This window comes from Clostridium beijerinckii (genome assembly GCA_003129525.1).
Taxonomy (GTDB): Bacteria; Bacillota; Clostridia; order Clostridiales; family Clostridiaceae; genus Clostridium; species Clostridium beijerinckii_D.
In genome coordinates, this window is record CP029329.1 from 4,135,390 (window position 1) to 4,153,046 (window position 17,657).

General features: G+C 32.0%; 15 protein-coding genes and 2 pseudogenes. 3 read left to right on the forward strand and 14 right to left on the reverse strand.

Features of this window, described 5'->3' with window-relative positions; all coding sequences use genetic code 11:
* Nucleotides 1-92: 92 nt before the first annotated feature.
* The 14 genes and pseudogenes from lepB to DIC82_18720 form a co-directional block, all read right to left on the reverse strand.
* Nucleotides 93-587, reverse strand: a complete 495-nt coding sequence (lepB, locus tag DIC82_18655; protein AWK53133.1) for a signal peptidase I — start codon at nucleotides 585-587, stop codon at nucleotides 93-95.
* 130 nt (nucleotides 588-717) lie between these two features.
* On the reverse strand, nucleotides 718-1,452 hold the full coding sequence (locus DIC82_18660) for a peptidoglycan-binding protein (protein AWK52893.1): 735 nt from the start codon (nucleotides 1,450-1,452) through the stop codon (nucleotides 718-720).
* 239 nt (nucleotides 1,453-1,691) lie between these two features.
* Nucleotides 1,692-2,465: an SAM-dependent methyltransferase gene (locus DIC82_18665; GenBank protein AWK52894.1), complete on the reverse strand. Its 774-nt coding sequence runs from the start codon at nucleotides 2,463-2,465 to the stop codon at nucleotides 1,692-1,694.
* Nucleotides 2,466-2,868: 403 nt separating this feature from the next.
* A complete protein-coding gene (locus tag DIC82_18670; GenBank protein ID AWK52895.1) occupies nucleotides 2,869-4,206 on the reverse strand; it encodes a hypothetical protein in 1,338 nt (445 codons plus the stop codon).
* Nucleotides 4,207-4,583: 377 nt separating this feature from the next.
* Nucleotides 4,584-4,949 (reverse strand): DUF4180 domain-containing protein, encoded by a 366-nt coding sequence (locus tag DIC82_18675; GenBank protein ID AWK52896.1) that lies wholly within the window; start codon nucleotides 4,947-4,949, stop codon nucleotides 4,584-4,586.
* A gap of 103 nt (nucleotides 4,950-5,052) precedes the next feature.
* Nucleotides 5,053-5,538 carry a hydroxyacid dehydrogenase gene (locus tag DIC82_18680; GenBank protein ID AWK52897.1) on the reverse strand — a complete coding sequence of 162 codons (486 nt, stop codon included), beginning with the start codon at nucleotides 5,536-5,538 and terminating at the stop codon, nucleotides 5,053-5,055.
* A 225-nt stretch (nucleotides 5,539-5,763) separates the two neighbouring features.
* Nucleotides 5,764-6,276 (reverse strand): PadR family transcriptional regulator, encoded by a 513-nt coding sequence (locus DIC82_18685; protein ID AWK52898.1) that lies wholly within the window; start codon nucleotides 6,274-6,276, stop codon nucleotides 5,764-5,766.
* 127 nt (nucleotides 6,277-6,403) lie between these two features.
* The gene (locus tag DIC82_18690) at nucleotides 6,404-7,252 is read right to left on the reverse strand and encodes an acetylxylan esterase (protein ID AWK53134.1); all 849 of its coding nucleotides are present in this window, start codon (nucleotides 7,250-7,252) and stop codon (nucleotides 6,404-6,406) included.
* Between the two features lie 553 nt (nucleotides 7,253-7,805).
* The gene (locus DIC82_18695) at nucleotides 7,806-9,257 is read right to left on the reverse strand and encodes a serine hydrolase (protein AWK52899.1); all 1,452 of its coding nucleotides are present in this window, start codon (nucleotides 9,255-9,257) and stop codon (nucleotides 7,806-7,808) included.
* Between the two features lie 43 nt (nucleotides 9,258-9,300).
* Nucleotides 9,301-9,603 (reverse strand): annotated as a pseudogene (locus DIC82_18700) (hypothetical protein).
* 357 nt (nucleotides 9,604-9,960) lie between these two features.
* Nucleotides 9,961-10,434, reverse strand: a complete 474-nt coding sequence (locus tag DIC82_18705) for a flavodoxin (GenBank protein AWK52900.1) — start codon at nucleotides 10,432-10,434, stop codon at nucleotides 9,961-9,963.
* Nucleotides 10,435-10,708: 274 nt separating this feature from the next.
* Nucleotides 10,709-11,350 carry a Vat family streptogramin A O-acetyltransferase gene (gene vat, locus DIC82_18710; protein ID AWK52901.1) on the reverse strand — a complete coding sequence of 214 codons (642 nt, stop codon included), beginning with the start codon at nucleotides 11,348-11,350 and terminating at the stop codon, nucleotides 10,709-10,711.
* A 73-nt stretch (nucleotides 11,351-11,423) separates the two neighbouring features.
* Entirely contained in the window at nucleotides 11,424-12,056 is a 633-nt protein-coding gene (locus DIC82_18715) for a Virginiamycin B lyase (GenBank protein AWK52902.1), read from the reverse strand.
* Between the two features lie 413 nt (nucleotides 12,057-12,469).
* Entirely contained in the window at nucleotides 12,470-13,324 is an 855-nt protein-coding gene (locus tag DIC82_18720; protein AWK52903.1) for a nucleoside-diphosphate sugar epimerase, read from the reverse strand.
* Between the two features lie 185 nt (nucleotides 13,325-13,509).
* On the opposite strand from DIC82_18720, the gene DIC82_18725 reads away from it, so the two are divergent.
* The 3 genes and pseudogenes from DIC82_18725 to DIC82_18735 all read left to right on the forward strand — a co-directional run bounded on the left by DIC82_18725 (nucleotide 13,510) and on the right by DIC82_18735 (nucleotide 17,585).
* Nucleotides 13,510-14,442 carry a DNA-binding transcriptional regulator gene (locus DIC82_18725; protein ID AWK52904.1) on the forward strand — a complete coding sequence of 311 codons (933 nt, stop codon included), beginning with the start codon at nucleotides 13,510-13,512 and terminating at the stop codon, nucleotides 14,440-14,442.
* A 174-nt stretch (nucleotides 14,443-14,616) separates the two neighbouring features.
* Nucleotides 14,617-15,264 (forward strand): TetR/AcrR family transcriptional regulator, encoded by a 648-nt coding sequence (locus DIC82_18730; GenBank protein AWK52905.1) that lies wholly within the window; start codon nucleotides 14,617-14,619, stop codon nucleotides 15,262-15,264.
* 8 nt (nucleotides 15,265-15,272) lie between these two features.
* Nucleotides 15,273-17,585 (forward strand): annotated as a pseudogene (locus DIC82_18735) (phosphoenolpyruvate synthase).
* The last annotated feature ends 72 nt before the right edge of the window (nucleotides 17,586-17,657 follow it).

Below are 17,657 nucleotides of genomic sequence, written 5' to 3' on the forward strand. Positions count from 1 at the left end.
AACTGCTCAATATCATAATTTCAATATAACTTGTAATTATGCATATAAAATAACCATATCTAATATTCTCATAACTTGAGCAGTTAATGCATTTATTCAAGTTTTGATACTCTATCAAATGGAAATAGAATGAAAAGTGATCTTCCTTTAATATTTTCTAATGAAATAAAAGGATCTTTCCAAGAACGACTATCTAAAGAATGTGCTCGGTTATCTCCTAAAAACAAATATTCTTTATTTGGCACTTTAAATTTTCCTGTTCTACTATCCGGATAAATTACATAGGATTCATCTATTTTCTGACCATTTATAAAAACTGAACCATCTTCTATGATTTCAACTGAATCATTTGGAAGCCCAATAACTCTTTTAACCATTGTTTCTTGAAATTCTTCAGAGTAAAAGACCAATATATCACCTTTTTTAATTTTATTGACATTATGTATTCTTGTTGTAATAATTTTATCTTTTGGTTTTATAGTTGGGTACATAGATCCACTTGGTACTGAAATTACAAAGAAAATGAACTTATTAATCACTACCGCAATAATCACCGCAAAAGCTATTACAAACATCCAATCCTTCATAAAATTTCTAATCTTATTCACAGTTTCTCCCTTCAATTCTCTATTAATTTTTGTTAAAGAATATAAAAAATTACCCTCCTCGGATAAAAAACCGAGAGAGGGAATATAGTATTTCTTATTTAGGTTATCTTTATTTTGAAGCCTTTTTATGATAAGCAATACCCAATACTACAGTTGTAAGACCAAATACACCTGCTAAACTCCATGGAATCACTGGTAAAGTTTCTGCTTCATCATGACTTTTTTCAAGACTCGCAGCTTCAGTAGAGTGACTTACTTCAGCACCGTGAGCTTCGTGACCTTCTTCTTCTCCTTCAGCAAATTTGAAGTAACTTACATATGCTTCGATATATTCCCTACCTGCTTCAACATCATTTATATCATAGTCCTTTAGATCCATTACTTTTTCAAATCTTTCTTTAAGTTCAGGCACTTTATCCTTTTCTACCAAGTTTTCTATAGGAGATAAGTTGCCAACTTCAATACTCTTATCTGCTGCCAATACTTTTTCATCAATAGCAGTTCCTGAAGGTTTCAAACCTGTAAAAGGTGCGCCTTCTGCTGTTCTGTGAAGTCTAATTAAATTTTCAAAGAAATAATTTTCAGAAATCTCCTTAGCTTCTGGGCTCAGATCTTTGGTTTTCATACTAAGGTCAAAGATTTCTGATATTTCCTTTTCATTTTCTGGGGTAACCCATTTTAACACATAGTTAACATTATTGCTCTCAATTGCTTTTTTCCCATCTGCTACAGTAGGACCATCCATTGTATCACAGTGAGCACTAGCCATTGTAGGCACAGCCACAAGAATAGTTAAAGCCATTAAAATTGATGCCATGGTTTTTGATTTTTTAAATTTTATCATTAAATTTGCCTCCTAAAATATAATTTACTATTTAATTTAAGATATTTATCTAATATCTAGCTCTGAGCATATTTATATTTTAAGAGGTATCCTTGAACTACATAGGGACTATTTGTGAACTTTTTTGTTCATTTTTCTTTAATTAACTATAACAATTGATATACATAGTATTTTTAAACAATAAAATAAAACTCACCGAAATCCAAATTTTGGATTGTAGTGAGTTTTATGGTAATGCCTTATTCTTTTCTCAAAATATCTAATGTATGTCCACTTGCTCCTAGCAGTTCTGGTCTTTCACACGTTGAAAAATGATAATTCATAAAAAGTTTAAATGTATCTTCATCCATAGCATTCAAAACAGGTCGCATATAATTAGCTGGTCCATCTGCTGCAATTAATTTTATTCTTTGCATTCTTACTTCATCATTTAACTTATTAATATCTTCAATCCTTACATAATCATATAAGTCTTCTGGTTCCGATATAACATGAAAATCATCACTAAGTTTCCCATTATCAATACATGCACGAATATTATTTTCCTTAAAACCATATGTTAATACACTAAATTCATTCATACAATATGCGATTAAGATAACACCGCCATGCTTAGTTACTCTTTTTGCCTCTTGTAGCACTTTTACTTTATCCTCAAATGTATATAAGTGATACATTGGTCCAAACACCAACGTCATGTCAAAAGTATTTTCTGAAAATCTTGATAAATCTAATGCGGTTCCTTGCATTGCTTTTACTGTACTTCCTTTTGACTTTAAAACACCTAGATTATGCTTCACAAGTTCAATGGCAGTAACATCATATCCTTCATTTGCTAATTGTACAGAATATCTGCCTGTCCCTGCACCAACATCTAAGATTTTTTCATGATTATCTCCTAGATAATCATGAATATACTTCATAGAAGTTAAAAACTCAACCTGTGCATATTTTCTCGTTAATCTCTTGTCCTCACAAAATTTATTGTAGTATTTTTCCAACTCCATTGTCATCTTCTTATGTACCTCATCTATTATATATTTGAAATTATTAAATACAAAAATTGTTCTTTTTGTAAACTTAAATTCCGATAGTCTTCACTCTTTAGAGCAAATCAACACTTTTTCTGCACCAAGTATTGATTTTTTCTTTTCAATATTAATTACTTTAAACTATAAATCCATATAAAGCAAGATTATTTATTCTTTTGGTAGCTTCATATTCTTCCCATTACGTTCTCTTTACATTCTAACAAATATTATACTATATTTCAGTTAAAATATGAATAATTTTGGTTCCACCATAATAATCATTAGAACTTTTCATTTCTGTATTTTATTAATTTCTCTACATTCTTTAAAAATTCGTTAATTTCAGCCTCATTCATATTTGAATAACAAACATATGGATTTTTCATTATCCTATTTCTTTAGAAGGCGACTCAACTAATTCCACAAAACTCCAGGTTTTTCCTCTATCCTCTGATTTGTACTTTGCCATAACAGTACCTCCCTTGAAATCACCTTGTTCCCCCTGTCCTACTAAAAGAAACAATTGGTCATCTTTAACATAAGGAGTTTCTGGTTGGATAAAAGGCTCAAAGATGACGCCCATCCATTCTTCCTTATGAACAGGCAGTATTACTGGCTCAAAGGTTTTACCTCCATCTTGTGTTATATAAAAATTAGTATCCGCTCCTTCCACCTTTGGATAACTCATAAAGCCCAAATTTTCATCTACAAAACTTGCTGACTGTAAAAGCCAGGTGCTAGGTCCAGCCCCCATCTCTTTCCATGTGTCACCACCATTTGTTGTTTTATAGATTATTTGTCCTTCTTGAGACATAGTTCTTCCACCTGTTGCAATGACATAACCTACTGTAGCTGTTGGAAAACTGCAAAACTTCACTCTTGTACTATCTAATGTTTTACTTATTTCAGATGTTTTCCAAGTAATTCCCCCATCCTCTGAGTGGATCATCATAAGAGGATTTTCCCTAGTGCCTCCATAGGCAAAGGCAGTTTTTTCTGGTGTTATCACATAGCTTTTTTCCTGCAACTTATTATAATAAGGCTTTCCGTCTCCAACTGCTACCAAGGTCTCCAGTGGAATTGGCACTTCTTTCCATGCACTTCCATTATCATAGCTTACATAGACGATTCTATTTTCTATCTTATAGGTATATTGCTGATTTTCATAAGGAATTTCAGCTTCATATTCATGTTTATACTCGTCTCTTTCTTTCTCACCGCTAATTTGATATCTTTCTAAATCATATCCAGCAGGTCTTTGTAATTTGGTTGCAGTGTAAGTGAAAGTTCCTTCTGGGTTTGTTTCTTCTTTAAACCATAAAACCCATTGACTTTTAACTTTGTTTTCATCCACAACTCCATCCCAATTATAAGCACTTCCTTCATCTAACTTCTTTGTAACAATGGAAAAGTCAATTTGAATTACATTAGTTTCTTTAACTTCAATACCATCAATAGAATACTCAATTAACCTTTGATTCCTAGGCACGAATTTCCCACGATATTGCTCAGTATATGCTTCAAGCCACTTTGTTCCAACTATAGTAAGATCTTTGGTATTAACTTCGACAGAGAAGCCTTCTGGTGATTGAAACTTAACCTTACTTTGCTGGTATTTATAATAACCTAAATAACAAGCAGCTAGAATCAAAATAGCTGCACAAAACATTGTCCCTACCCTGTATATTTTCTTTCTCGGTTCTTTATTACTATCTACAAACATATATTTATTCTCCTTAAGAACAGTTTAAATCATCATTATCCTTTAGCCTAATAAAATGCAGAAATTTATTTCTTCTTTCTCTTTCTATCTCTAGACTTCATAAAACTCCTTAATAATATAATTAATCCAGTTAGAGCAGCTCCGATTACCAATATTGGAAACACTATATAAATACATATAATGAATATCTCAGCCTCTTTATTCCACTCCAATTTTACCACTCTCCTGCCTTAATTTTAGAAATTTTGGTGTCTCTTGGAACCTATGTGAATAATAAAAAATCAGTGTTTTGTGCATATGTGTTATTTCCTTTCGTAAGATTCAGATTTATCGGTTGTTTATACTTTTTACTCATTCTTGAAACGTTGTAGTTTTCATTAGTCAATACTCAACTTTTCAATTCCCTGCTTTTCATCAGACACGAAAAATATATGTTTACCCTTATTGCTCTCATAAATAAAATCTTTTAAACTTTTGCTTGAATAAACAGAGAAATCTCCTACAATTGCAATTTTAACGTTGTAATTAACGAACTTCTGCAAAATTTCTCCGGCGAGTCTAGTACTTAAATCAAAGAATTCCTCAACTATTGCTGATTTATTTAAAAGTATTCTGTAACAGCCTTTCTCGTACCATATAGTAGCCATTAAATCTAAAGCAGACTGAACATCCGTAATCAATACTTCTTCACTGTTAACAACAGCAATTTCGAATTTAGGTTTTTGTATAATAGTTATATTCATAATTTCCTCCTTGATTATCAATAAGACAGGCTATAAAGTAGAGTTACCAAAACCTTTGTGTGAAACTTCCTGAGCTACAACATGAGCAGTAAAAATTGATTTTTTATAAATTATCAGTTTCCGTAAGTATAGAAACTGTACTCAGTATTTCTTCAGTAAACTTTATTTTTCCCCACAGCATAATTTTTAGTCTGTCTTCTTTTTCATTATATTTCATATTTATTGTTGAACTGCCTAGGCTTGGATCTTTACTGTTCATAACTGCAATGAGAGTATTGGATATTCGCATATACTGTTCTTTACCTATTCCATTCACTTCTATCACTGTTGAGATATTTATTTTAGGTCTCACAACACTAGAATTTATTTCACTTGCTGAAATTTTTATTTCCTCATCTATTTCTGTTTGTTTATTATCAGCATTAACCTTTTGTTCCATGAAGGCATTCAAATCCTGACTAGAAATTCTCCACTGCCTTCCAACCTTGTTTGCACCAAGTTTTCCTTCTGTGATAAATTTTCTAATTGTCTTATGATGCATACCTAGTATCTCTGCAACTTGATCAATATTATAAAACTTGCCTTCCATAGTAAACTACCCTTTCAACACTATAATTTATTTTTATTATATGCAATTTTATTACTAAAGTCAATTTTTTTATTGGATTTTAATATACTTTAATGTATTTTGTTGTACTTTATTGATATTAGCATACATTGATATCATATTTTCAGGTCAATAGATTTCTTTCGATCTGTCATCTCAACAAGTATGCTGGACGTATGAAAAAGCAGCCCTTATTGAGCTGCTTTTCTAGTCTTCATCTTTTAGCAATCCTTCAAACCATTCTACATTTACTAAATGATGAGAACGTGAATTTTCCAACATTTTTCTAAAATAAGTAGGGATAGTTTCATTATGCTCAAGAGATTGTTCTAATAAAGATATTTTCTTTTTAGTTTGTTCGATTTGTATTTCTATTAGTTTTGTTAGCTCTTCGCTTTTATATTCATTGGCAAATAGCAATGCTGCATAAAAAGATAAATTTATATAATCTGTTTTAGATCCATACTTGTACATCAGATTTTCAAATTCTTTATCCCCTAGTTCAGTGATTATGTAATTATTGGTCTCTCTATTATTATCTGATTGGTTAACTTTTTTAATATATTGTTTTTCTTCTAATTGTTGAAGATTGTAGTAGAATGACCCTTTAGTGAAATTTACTATATATTTATAGTGTCTCTCTTCCATTAAGGCTAATAATTCGTACCCATAAGAACCTGGGTTTTGTTTTAATAAACCTAAAATTAGTAATGGTATCAAAAAAACACATCCTTTATATTCTTTATTAAAATTATATTAATAGTTATTTCATAATTATAAGATTTAATCATTGTTAATTTGCATTAGTCAGTTGCATTAACTATCACTTTTTTTCTATCTATAAGGTTTAATCATTGTTAGTTTGCATAACTTGAGATACGAATTCCTCATATGATATTTTTCCTAATGCAAAATCCATACTTTTTATATATATCTTTTCTGCTTTGGTATGTGATCTATCATTATTTAGATTTAGCAACTCATTTTCATTAATTAATGGCTTTAATACATGTTGCTTTTTAGAAAATGCTTCAAAATACCGTAAACCAAATTTTCTTTGAGACATTGCATCAATATGAATACCATCAGGATTAGAAGTTAAACCTGAGGCTGTGACAAAGTAACAATTATCTTGTTCAAAAGCAAATTTTTGTAACTCTTGATTAATAAAGTTATATTCAGTACAGCTTTTCCCAAATCCTTCTTTGCCTAAAAAGTCTCCTAAACCTCCAATAATAATTGGAATATCTGGAGCATTAAGCTCCTTTCTAAGAGTCTCAATAATTAAAAGTAACTTTTTATAATATACTTTGTAGTTACCATTAACACTATCGCTTTCTCCTTGATGCCATAGAATTCCTGTAAGCTTGCTACTTTGCATAGCAAATTTAGCTTCAGATATTGCATGCCTAAAAAGTACTTCGTCTACAGCCCACTCATCCAGTGTGCTTCCACCTTCAGCACAAGGAATTAAACCAATAGTATCTTCTTGGTTTTGACGACTCAATGTATCTGCAAATGAACCGGCGAGACTTATTCCTGAAACAGGACGGTCATAATTGATGGGCTCTGTCATCATTTGCCATCTACCATTACGCAACATTTGTATTCTTTCATTATAAATTGGGGCTACCTCATGAATAAACCCACGCCCAGCCATATTTGATTGTCCTATCATTAAAAACGACTTAATCATTTTTTTCATCCTTCCTCTTTATTTAACACTTACAAAGAAATGTCTTCAGTTCTCAATAAATGTTAAGTAATTACTTATTTGTTTATTTAATTTTTTAGCCATTACAGGCAATATATTTGTATTCATCTTCTGACCACCTCTTTAATAGTGAGTTATTATTAATTCACTACTTCAGTAGATTTTCCAGATATCAAAAACTACTAAGTTTATCATTAGTCCAATTAGACTAGTGATACTTAAATATTATAGTCTAATTAGACTAATTGTCAACTGTATTTTTTTAGAAGTAAAGCCAAGATATATTTTAGACCATGCAGAAAATACTCATTAATTAACTCACAAAAATATTTTCCCTTATTTATTATAAAAAAAGGGCTAAGTCTCTCTAGCCCTTTGATATCACGCTATTTTCTATCTATTGTGACAACACACTCCATGTGTGTTATTAGAAAGATGATACTAATACACAATTTTATTAATCTTGTTGAAGGTGTCTTTTTAGGTGGAACGGGGGGTTGTGAGTTTATACATTTTCGTAAATTTTTATTCAGTTTTACCGACAGTGTTCTACAGACTGTACATAATATACTCTCCTAACTGTAACTATAACCCCAATTAAGAAAACTACAGATAAGAATAACATAGCAGCTGGCCAAATACCAAAAGCATCTTTAATTGTAGAACTATTATTTTGTAGATTTGGAACAATAAAAAACAACCATCCTATAAACAAGACTGGAATTACTTGTGGCATTAGACGAAGATAATATCTCCAAGTAGGATGTTGTTTTCGTTTATTCGACCACTCCTTACTCCTCAAAATACCCTTGATACCTAATATCAAGTATATTAGTGTAATGAAACCAAGTGATAAATCAATTATCTTAGGCCTAGGAGCTTTAGTATCGGGTATTTGTCCTTCAGTCAATTGAATAATTCCTGAACTAATTTCATATGAGTGTTCTAATGTAGTTGAAAAGCTATTAAGCATCACAGCTACAGCATATCCACTAGAAGGTACAATATCTTGTTGTGCTTGAATAGTAGATAACGCCCCACTATGAGAAATACGTGTTGGTTTAATATTTTGTGAACTTAAAGACCAGCCAAGGCCATATTTTAGGCTTCCAGGTTGAGGAGAATAGGATTCTTCTAGCAATGATTTTGAAAGCAACCTTTCTCCATTCATATTTTTTCCCTCATTGGTGTGCATGGAAAGCCATTTTCCCATGTCAGCTGCTGTTGAAATTACACCACCAGAACCAGCAAACATTTGTTCAAGCTCTGACCAAGGAAGTGCAGTACCATATGCAGTTATATATCCTTGAGATAACCCTTTTACAGGATCACCTGAGTTTATGGCTGATAGCGTATCATCCATTCCTAATGGAGAAAATATCCTTTGCTTAAGATATTGTGGAAATTCCATACCGCTTATTACTTCTACTAATCGAGCAAGTATCCAATAATTAGCATTACTATACAAATATTTATCTCCAGGTTGCCAGTTAAGTTTCCAGTCATGTAGACGGTCCACACCTGCTTTTAAGGTATTGGCTGGTGGCACAATCGTCGGGCTTGGAATCCCTGATGTATGACTTAACAAATGCCTTATTGTAACTTTTTGCAATCTAGTATCATCCATTATAAGTTCTGGCAAATACTTAACAACTGGATCATCCAGATTAATTTTCCCTTCATCAACCAATTGCAAAACTGAAAATGCAGTGAAGGATTTGGATACAGAACCTATTCTCATTAATGACTTTTCTGTTAAGGGTTTACCTTCAGAATCATGACCATATCCTTTTTCGTATACTAATTTGCCATCTTTTACGATTGCAACGGATGCCCCAGGCAGTCCGTTACGTTTTATATAGTTAGTGACAAACTCATCAATAGCTTCATTTTCTATAATTGTATCAGCATTAACTGATAAAGGATAAAACGCTAATGGAATTAAAAATGTTATTAGTATAAAAATAATATATAGTCTTTTTCTCATTTCAAAATCTCCTATCTATTGTAATTATAAATCTGAAAGTGACCAGCAGCATTCTTATAACATATCTTTTCAAACCTATCTTATTAAGTCCAACTGCGAAACTTATAGCATCATCGGGGAAAATGGAAGAAATAATAGCAATATAATTAGTAGTTCCCCTTTCTTGGATGAAAAATACTGTTCGTACTTATCTAAGATTTTAGAACTTACAAATATCTCTATAAAAGTTCTCCAAATCTTTTTCACCATACCACTCAATATATTTCTTAAATTCTTCAGCTGAAGACATATAATTTAAAATACCGCTTGATTTCATATAAATAAATATTCCTATGAGTCCAACAATAACTGCTAGTAGGTAAAAGCAAAGTTTTAATTTATCCTATGCTCATTTTTTATAGAAATAAAAAAATGTGAATTCCGAAGAATTCACATTGATTGTATAATTAAATTATGCTACTAAATAAATCATACATTAAAAATTATAATGAGTTTAATAGTTAAGATCGAGTTACTGACTGATACGGGCCACCTAATTGTCAACCAAGCGGATCACATACTTAAATTCCTGAAAAATAATGACTAATTATACAAAGACATAATAAACAAATACATTAGCGTATCGGCTTTCAGCGTATTTGTTTATCTCTTCGTAAAAATAATCTCATTAAATAAATAAATTCCCCCAAACTATTGGAATTCATTATGATTCATATCCAATTGTCTCAAGCCATTTTGTAACCTCTTCCGATTGAGCAGTTCCATTTACAGCAATACCAGGTAGAATATTGGACTTTGGGCACTCCCTAGCTATATGATTTTCAATTTGGCCAAATCCACCGCCTCCATGAGTACAAAATGGAATTACTGTTTTCCCTGTGAAATCGTGTGCTCTAAGGAAACTCAGAACTGGGGGGGCTAATGTTTTAAGCCAGTTCGGTGAACCTATAAATATTGTTTCATAATCTGCTATGGGCTCACCTCCAGATATTAACTTGGGGCAAAATCCTCGAGAAATTTGATTTCTTACTTCTTTACAAGCAGTATTATAATCAAAAGAATAATTCTTATCAGGAATTAATTCTCTTATATCACCACCAGTCTGGATTGCTATTTCTAACGCTAAATTCGCTGTGTTTTGAAAAAGAGAATAATAAACAATCAGTGTTTTGCGCATATATGTTATTTCCTTTCGTAAAATTCCGACTTATCTGGTCGTTTATAAATGATTCATGCCATATTTAAATATGAGGAATATAATTAAATCTGCTATGGATACTAAACTATTAGCTTTTAATTATAAATATATAATACACTATGACCTTACGTCATAGTCAAGTATAAATTTCAGCAAAATCCAAACCTTAGCGCAAAAATCATCTCAATATTCACTAGGGGGTCTTGGAATTCAGCTAATTTATACTATTACGCTAACATGCAGAGTTTATAGTTTATTTATACTCTTTCATTAACTGATCTAAACCAGCTTCTGATGTTAACTTTTCAAGATTATTAAATATCTTCTCTTCATCCCAGTTCCACCAATGAAGCTTTAGCAAAAATTCAACCGTTTCATCGCTAAACCGTTTCTTAATAAATTTAGCTGGATTCCCACCATATATTGTATAAGGTTCAACATTTTTTACTACAGTTGAGTTAGTAGCAATAATCACGCCATCACCAACCTTAACCCCTGGCATAATAGTTACATTTTCACCTATCCATACATCATTGCCAATCACTGTATCTCCCTTAAAAGGCAACTGTTCTACTGTTGGAGTGACTTTTTCCCAGCCACCTCCAAAGATATTAAAAGGATAAGTTGTAATCCCATCCATTCTGTGGTTTGCTCCATTCATGATAAACTTAACACCCTCTGCAATTGCACAGAACTTGCCTATTATAAGTTTATCCCCCAAGAATTCATAATGATGCTCTATATTATCGTAAAATTTCTCAGGAGATTTTTTATTATCACTATAATAAGTATATTCTCCAATCTCAACATTAGGTTTTTTAGGCAGGTTATTTATATAACAAACCGTCTTTATATTTTCATTTGGATATAGCTTTTTCTTGTCTGGTCCTATCATAGAGTACTCATTCCTTTCAGCTTTTTATTTTTTCATAATTAATTCATATTTTTATATGAGAACTACAGGATTTTTAGTAGACTAACTGCCCTATTTTGTTTGACTCTTCAGCAAACCATATTGCTCCATCTGGTCCAAGAACAAGGCCATGTGGTTCTGAACCTGGTGTAGGAATTTCATACTCTACAATCTTTCCACAGGATGTAATCCTTCCAATTTGATTACTTCCCCACTCTGTAAACCACAATTCTCCACCTACACCAGATACTATTGCATGTGGTTTAGCATTTTCTGTTGGTATCTTATATTCAACAATTTCACCTGATGTAGTAATTCTCCCTATTTTGTTACCCATTATTTCAACAAACCAAAGTGCATCATCATTATCTGAACAGATTCCTACTGGTCCAGAGGCCTTAGTTGGAATATTGAATTCAGTTATATCTCCATCTAAGGTAATTCTAACTATCCTGTTACCTTGATTCTCTGTAAACCAAAGTGCATTATCAGGTCCTTCTATAATCATTGAAGGAAATGAGCCTTGAACAGGTAAATTATATTCAGTAATTTCTCCATTATCTGTAATCCTTCCAATTTTATTACCAGTAATCTCTGTAAACCACATTGCGCCATCAGTTCCTAATGCTATTCCATATGGTCCTGATTTCTCCATTGGAAGTTTATACTCATTTATCTTTATATTCATCTATTCATCATCCTTTAATTTTTTATCAAAACAAAAAACCTTTCCTAACTATAAAGTTTCGGAAAGGTTATAAGTATCACCATGTATATAATTAGCACGAAACAACTATTCTAAAACAAGAACAGTTTATGCGTACTCTATATATACAAGTTAAATATGACACAATTATAATTCTATCCAAAACTTATAGTAGTTTAGATTAACACAAACTAACATGTCCTTATAACTATGGACATGCCAAATTCTATCTATACTACTGCAATTTCTATAACCTGGATAAAATTATATAATCATTTTAACTAATCACCTCATAATATTTCATTTTTATGCACATAGATTATAAGCCTTTTGAATAGCATAAGTCAAGAAGTTACCCAGCCCAAACCTGTTGTGTTTAAACCCTAGCTAATTATTCATATATTTTTTAAATACCCTTCAAAATCTGTAGAAAGACAAACTGGATTAGTTGTTTCATTTTTAGTTTTCCCATCAATAACTGCTTTTGTCATAAGCATAAGATTTTTTGCCCCATCTTTTGAAAATCCTACTTGCAACAATGTATTTTCCCACTCTTCAGGCAGCACTTGCTGCAAATCAACATTTCTGTTTAATACATCTTCAAATACTTTGGCTATATCCAAAGAACTATAAGATCTAGGCCCAGTTATCTCATATATTCTCTGTTGTGGATTTTTGTGCACAATTATATCTGATAAAAATTCAGCAACGTCTGCTGGTGCAATCATAGGCACCTTCATATCTGGTGGGAAAAAGGTTGGCAGTATTCCATATTCCTTAACTGATTCTAAATATCCAAGCCAATTGCTAAAATAATAAGAAGGTCGGACATAAATTTGTTCAACATCATCAAGATCAGAGAATATATGCTCTAACATATATGACGCCATTAGATTTCCTGTTCCAGATTCATGCTGTGCTCCATTAGATGATAATCCCACTATTTTAGTAATCTTGGATGATAAAATTGCTTGTCTATAATTATTTAAAACTATTTGAGTTTCATTTAAAAAATTCTCGCATTGAGGATTTTCAGGTGTTAGTAGAAAAACCGTATTTCCTCCATGAAAGGCTTTTTTTAAGGCCTGTAAATCAAAATAATTTGCTATAGCAACCTCAACATCCTTATCTTTCAATTCTTGTTCTTTAAAATTATTCCTAACAATAGCTCTTACCGGCTGACCTTTCTTTAAAAGATTGTCAATAAGCATTGAACCTATCTGTCCTGTTGCACCTAATATTATATTCATGTTACTCCTCCTAATTATATAATATAAATAATTGTATAGTTTTGCTTATACGATTCATCATATCAGCTAAACCGTACTTTGCTTGACTTTCCGTTAAGGCTAGTATAAATTATAAACATGTCAATAGTTGTCATGTTATATTTAAAATCATTTTTGGTATTTAATAATTCTCATGGAGGAATTTTATGACAAAAACAAAGTTGCTATTCGAACTGATCATGTACGTAAATACTAAAAGGAGCTTCACTGCTCAAGATATTGCATATGAATTCAATATATCTGTCAGAACTGCACATAGATATTTGATGGAGCTCAGCGATTTGGGTGTTCCTTTGTACACTGAGCAAGGAAGAAATGGCGGCTATCGCATATTAAAAAATAGACTTCTTCCTCCAATAATATTTGATGAGAGCGAAGCATTCGCTATTTTTTTTGCTTTTCAGTCGCTTAAGTATTATAAGTCATTACCATTTGATGTAAATATTGATTCAGCTTCTAGAAAGTTATACATTAGTCTTCCTGATGATACGAAAGGTAAAGTGGATCGTCTAGAATTAGTTTTATCTTTTTGGAATCAGAAAAGAAGCGTTTCTTCTCCATTTTTGACTGATATTATTGAAGCTTCTATAGAGAACCATGTACTAATCATCGAGTATCTATCAAAATCAGAAAATAAAGTCAAAAAGGTCAAACCAATTGGCGTGTACGCATATAATGGACTTTGGTACATGCCAGCTTTAGATATGGAAAATAATTCAGTTCGTTTATTTCGAGTTGATCGAATCCTATCATTAGAGAACTCTAAAATAATTCATAATGTTCCAATAAACTTAGCAGATTGGCTTAATAATCATAAAGTCAACATACCAGTTCGATTATATGTTAAGTTAACAAGAGAAGGGGTGCGGCAATGTCGAAGTGAACCTTGGTTAGAACCTCATATCACTATAATCAATCCCAATCATGGCTATATTAATACAGAAATTGATAAAGATGAGATTGAATTTATTTCTAATTATTTTTTTCAATTAGGTGTAGATGCAAAAGTAATTGAACCACAGGAAATTATAGATAATATTAAACAACGAGCACATAATATAATTAATCATTATCAGTAAACTATTTTCCCCGCAAACGCGGGGATTTTTTATAGGTAGCTAGCATTAGTGGTTCCATTTCATTCATTATTGTCTAGTTTCCATTTTCTTACGATTATGCATTAATTGTAACATATTTGAAGCACTGCCACCACGCCATGATTTATGGTGGCAGTGGAATGACAACTTTGTCATGTGACATACTTGTCATATAAAATAGTTTATGCTATGATGTCCTCAAGAGGAGATGATATTGTGCCAAAAAATACTTTTAAAAATTTAAATAAAGATAAAAAGCAAAGAATTTTCGATGCTGCTATAAAAGAATTTTCTACTAGTTCTTTCAGCGATGCATCTATTAACCAGATTATTAAAGTTGCTGGAATACCCCGTGGAAGCTTTTATCAATACTTTAATGATAAAGAAGACCTCTATATCTATATGATAGAAGAAATTTCAAATCAAAAGAAAAAGATTATTCCTGAAAAAGTTTTAAATCCAGATGTTGATTTTTTTGAAACTTTTCTGCAAAAAACTAAAGATTCACTTGAACTTGGCAGAACTAAACCTGAGTACACCAAGATAGGTATGCTTATGCAAATGGATAATTGTGAATTTATCGCAAAATTCCGTACTGCTTCCATTGAAAAGTATAGAAAACAACTAGAATATGATAAAGAGCGTGGGCTTATAAGGCAAGAAGTTAATACTGATGTAGTTTTAAATATGCTTTTCTCATATACATTGGAAGAATATTTCAAAAGTGGCTTTAATGAAAATGAATATTTAAATAAGGTTAAGGATGCTATAAGCATAATAAAAAAAGGAATCAAAGATAATTAAGGGTTAATAATAAAATTAGTGAAAGAAATGCTTATGCTGTACGTTCTAGTGCTACAGCAGAGGATTTACCAACGGCCTCATTTGCAGGACAGCAAGATACGTATTTAAATATTATGAGAAAGCCTTCTATTCTTAAGCATATAAGTAAGTGCTGGGCATCACTGTTTACAGATAGAGCCGTAATCTACCGTATGCAAAATAACTTTGACCATAGCAAGGTTCAGCTATCTGTAGTTATTCAAAAAATGGTGTTTCCTCAGGCTGCAGGAATTATGTTTACAGCTGACCCTATTACATCTAATAGAAGAATAGTATCTATTGATGCCAGCTTTGGACTTGGCGAGGCATTGGTTTCAGGCCTTGTGAATTCTGATATTTACAAAGTGCGAGAAAATGAAATTATTGATAAAAAAATTTCTACTAAGAAACTTGCTATTTACCCATTAAAAGAAGGTGGAACTGAGGAAAAAGAAATTGAAGGCGAACTTCAAAATATGCAGACCCTAACAGACAATCAAATTTTGCAGCTTGCCCAAATGGGTCGAAAGATTGAGTCTTATTTTGGTCGTCCACAGGATATTGAATGGTGCATTTATGATGATAAATTCTATGTTGTTCAAAGTCGTCCAATCACCACTCTATATCCTGCACCACAAGTTAATGATAATAAAAACCATGTTTATTTATCCTTTGCTCATAGACAAATGATGACAGAAGCCATGAGGCCCCTAGGTTTAACCTTCTTTCAAATGTTATTTGAACAGTTTGGAATAACAGGAAATATGCCTGTAATAGGTGGAAGATTGTATATGGATATATCCCATGATCTTGCTTCACCAATAGCAAGAAAGATTTTTATTGGCAGCGTAGATAGAGTGGATGTTTTAATGAAAAGTGCGCTTATAAATCTTCAAAAACGAAAAGAATATATTAAAACACTACCTAAAGGAAAAACATCTTTAAGTATGGGAGAAGGTGCACTCTCTTTTGGACTTCAAATGCTAAAAGAATATCACAGAAATGACCCAGATGTTGTTGAAAAACTCATAGATGAAAATGAAACATTGCTTAAGAGTAAGGAGAATGAGCTCTCTTTTGTTTCTGGAGAAGAACTCTTTGATTTCATTTTAAAGGACATGAAGAATCTAAAGGATGCTGTTTTTAAAGGCTATGGAGTGTATTTTGCAGGAGCTTATGCTTCTGACTGGATAAACAGAAATATGAAAAAGTGGATTGGAGAAAAAAATGTGGCAGACGCCCTCGCCCAATCCGTATCAAATAACGTTACTTCTGAAATGGGATTAGAGCTCCTTGATGTAGCAGATGTAATAAGACAATATCCAGCTGTAATTGAATATCTTGAACATGCAAAAAGAGAAAGTTTCTTTGAATATTTAAGTAAAATAGATGGAGGTAATGTTGCTAGCGATTCAATTCGTGGTTACCTAAAAAAATATGGTATGCGTTGTTCTGGAGAGATTGATATTACTAGAACAAGGTGGAGTGAAAACCCAATGCTGCTTGTTCCAATTCTACTTAGCAATATTAAGAACTTTGGACCTAATGCACACAGTGCTAAATTTAAACAAGGACTCCTTGAAGCCAAACAAAAAGAAGAAGAAATATTAATCCGCTTGAAACAGTTGCCTGGTGGTAATAAAAAAGTTAAAAAGACAAAGAAAGCCATAAGTATTTTACGTAACTTTGCTGGATATAGAGAGTACAATAAATATCTCATAATTTGGTATATGTGGATTATAAAACAAGTATTACTCAAAGAAGCGGAAACCTTAAGACAAAATAATATTATCAAAGATATAAATGATATATATTATCTGACATTTGATGAGCTTAGAGAATTGGTTAAAACAAGACAAGTTGACTACAGTCTAATAACTAAGAGAAAAGAAGAATACGAAATTTATAAGAAATTGACACCACCTCGTATAATGACTTCTGATGGAGAAATAATTTCAGGCGAATACGATACAGGTAATATGCCAAAAGGTGCAATAGCGGGGACACCTGTTTCTTCTGGTATTATTGAAGGACGAGCTAGAGTTATTTTAAATATGGGTGAAGCAAAAATAGAAGAAGGCGATATTTTGGTGACAAAATTTACTGATCCAAGCTGGACACCAATTTTTGTGCTTGTTAAAGGTTTAGTAACAGAAGTAGGTGGAATGATGACCCATGGTGCTGTTGTTGCAAGAGAATATGGGCTTCCAGCAGTGGCAGGTGTAGATGACGCTACTAAACTTATTAAAGATGGTCAAAGAATTAGAATAAATGGAACAGAAGGTTATATAGAAATCTTATAGCTTACCTAATTAGATTTTCGTGGATTTCATGGCCGAGGCTAAGCACGGTCTTTGAAATCCACTATATCTTTT

Coding starts and splice junctions, on each gene's coding strand:
- DIC82_18670 (AWK52895.1), bottom strand. CDS start 4,206: ATGTTTGTAGATAGTAATAAAGAACCGAGAAAGAAAATATACAGGGTA.
- DIC82_18665 (AWK52894.1), bottom strand. CDS start 2,465: ATGACAATGGAGTTGGAAAAATACTACAATAAATTTTGTGAGGACAAG.
- DIC82_18660 (AWK52893.1), bottom strand. CDS start 1,452: ATGATAAAATTTAAAAAATCAAAAACCATGGCATCAATTTTAATGGCT.
- DIC82_18720 (AWK52903.1), bottom strand. CDS start 13,324: ATGAATATAATATTAGGTGCAACAGGACAGATAGGTTCAATGCTTATT.
- DIC82_18680 (AWK52897.1), bottom strand. CDS start 5,538: ATGGAAGGCAAGTTTTATAATATTGATCAAGTTGCAGAGATACTAGGT.
- DIC82_18690 (AWK53134.1), bottom strand. CDS start 7,252: ATGATTAAGTCGTTTTTAATGATAGGACAATCAAATATGGCTGGGCGT.
- DIC82_18695 (AWK52899.1), bottom strand. CDS start 9,257: ATGAGAAAAAGACTATATATTATTTTTATACTAATAACATTTTTAATT.
- DIC82_18705 (AWK52900.1), bottom strand. CDS start 10,434: ATGCGCAAAACACTGATTGTTTATTATTCTCTTTTTCAAAACACAGCG.
- DIC82_18725 (AWK52904.1), top strand. CDS start 13,510: ATGACAAAAACAAAGTTGCTATTCGAACTGATCATGTACGTAAATACT.
- DIC82_18715 (AWK52902.1), bottom strand. CDS start 12,056: ATGAATATAAAGATAAATGAGTATAAACTTCCAATGGAGAAATCAGGA.
- lepB (AWK53133.1), bottom strand. CDS start 587: ATGAAGGATTGGATGTTTGTAATAGCTTTTGCGGTGATTATTGCGGTA.
- DIC82_18675 (AWK52896.1), bottom strand. CDS start 4,949: ATGAATATAACTATTATACAAAAACCTAAATTCGAAATTGCTGTTGTT.
- vat (AWK52901.1), bottom strand. CDS start 11,350: ATGATAGGACCAGACAAGAAAAAGCTATATCCAAATGAAAATATAAAG.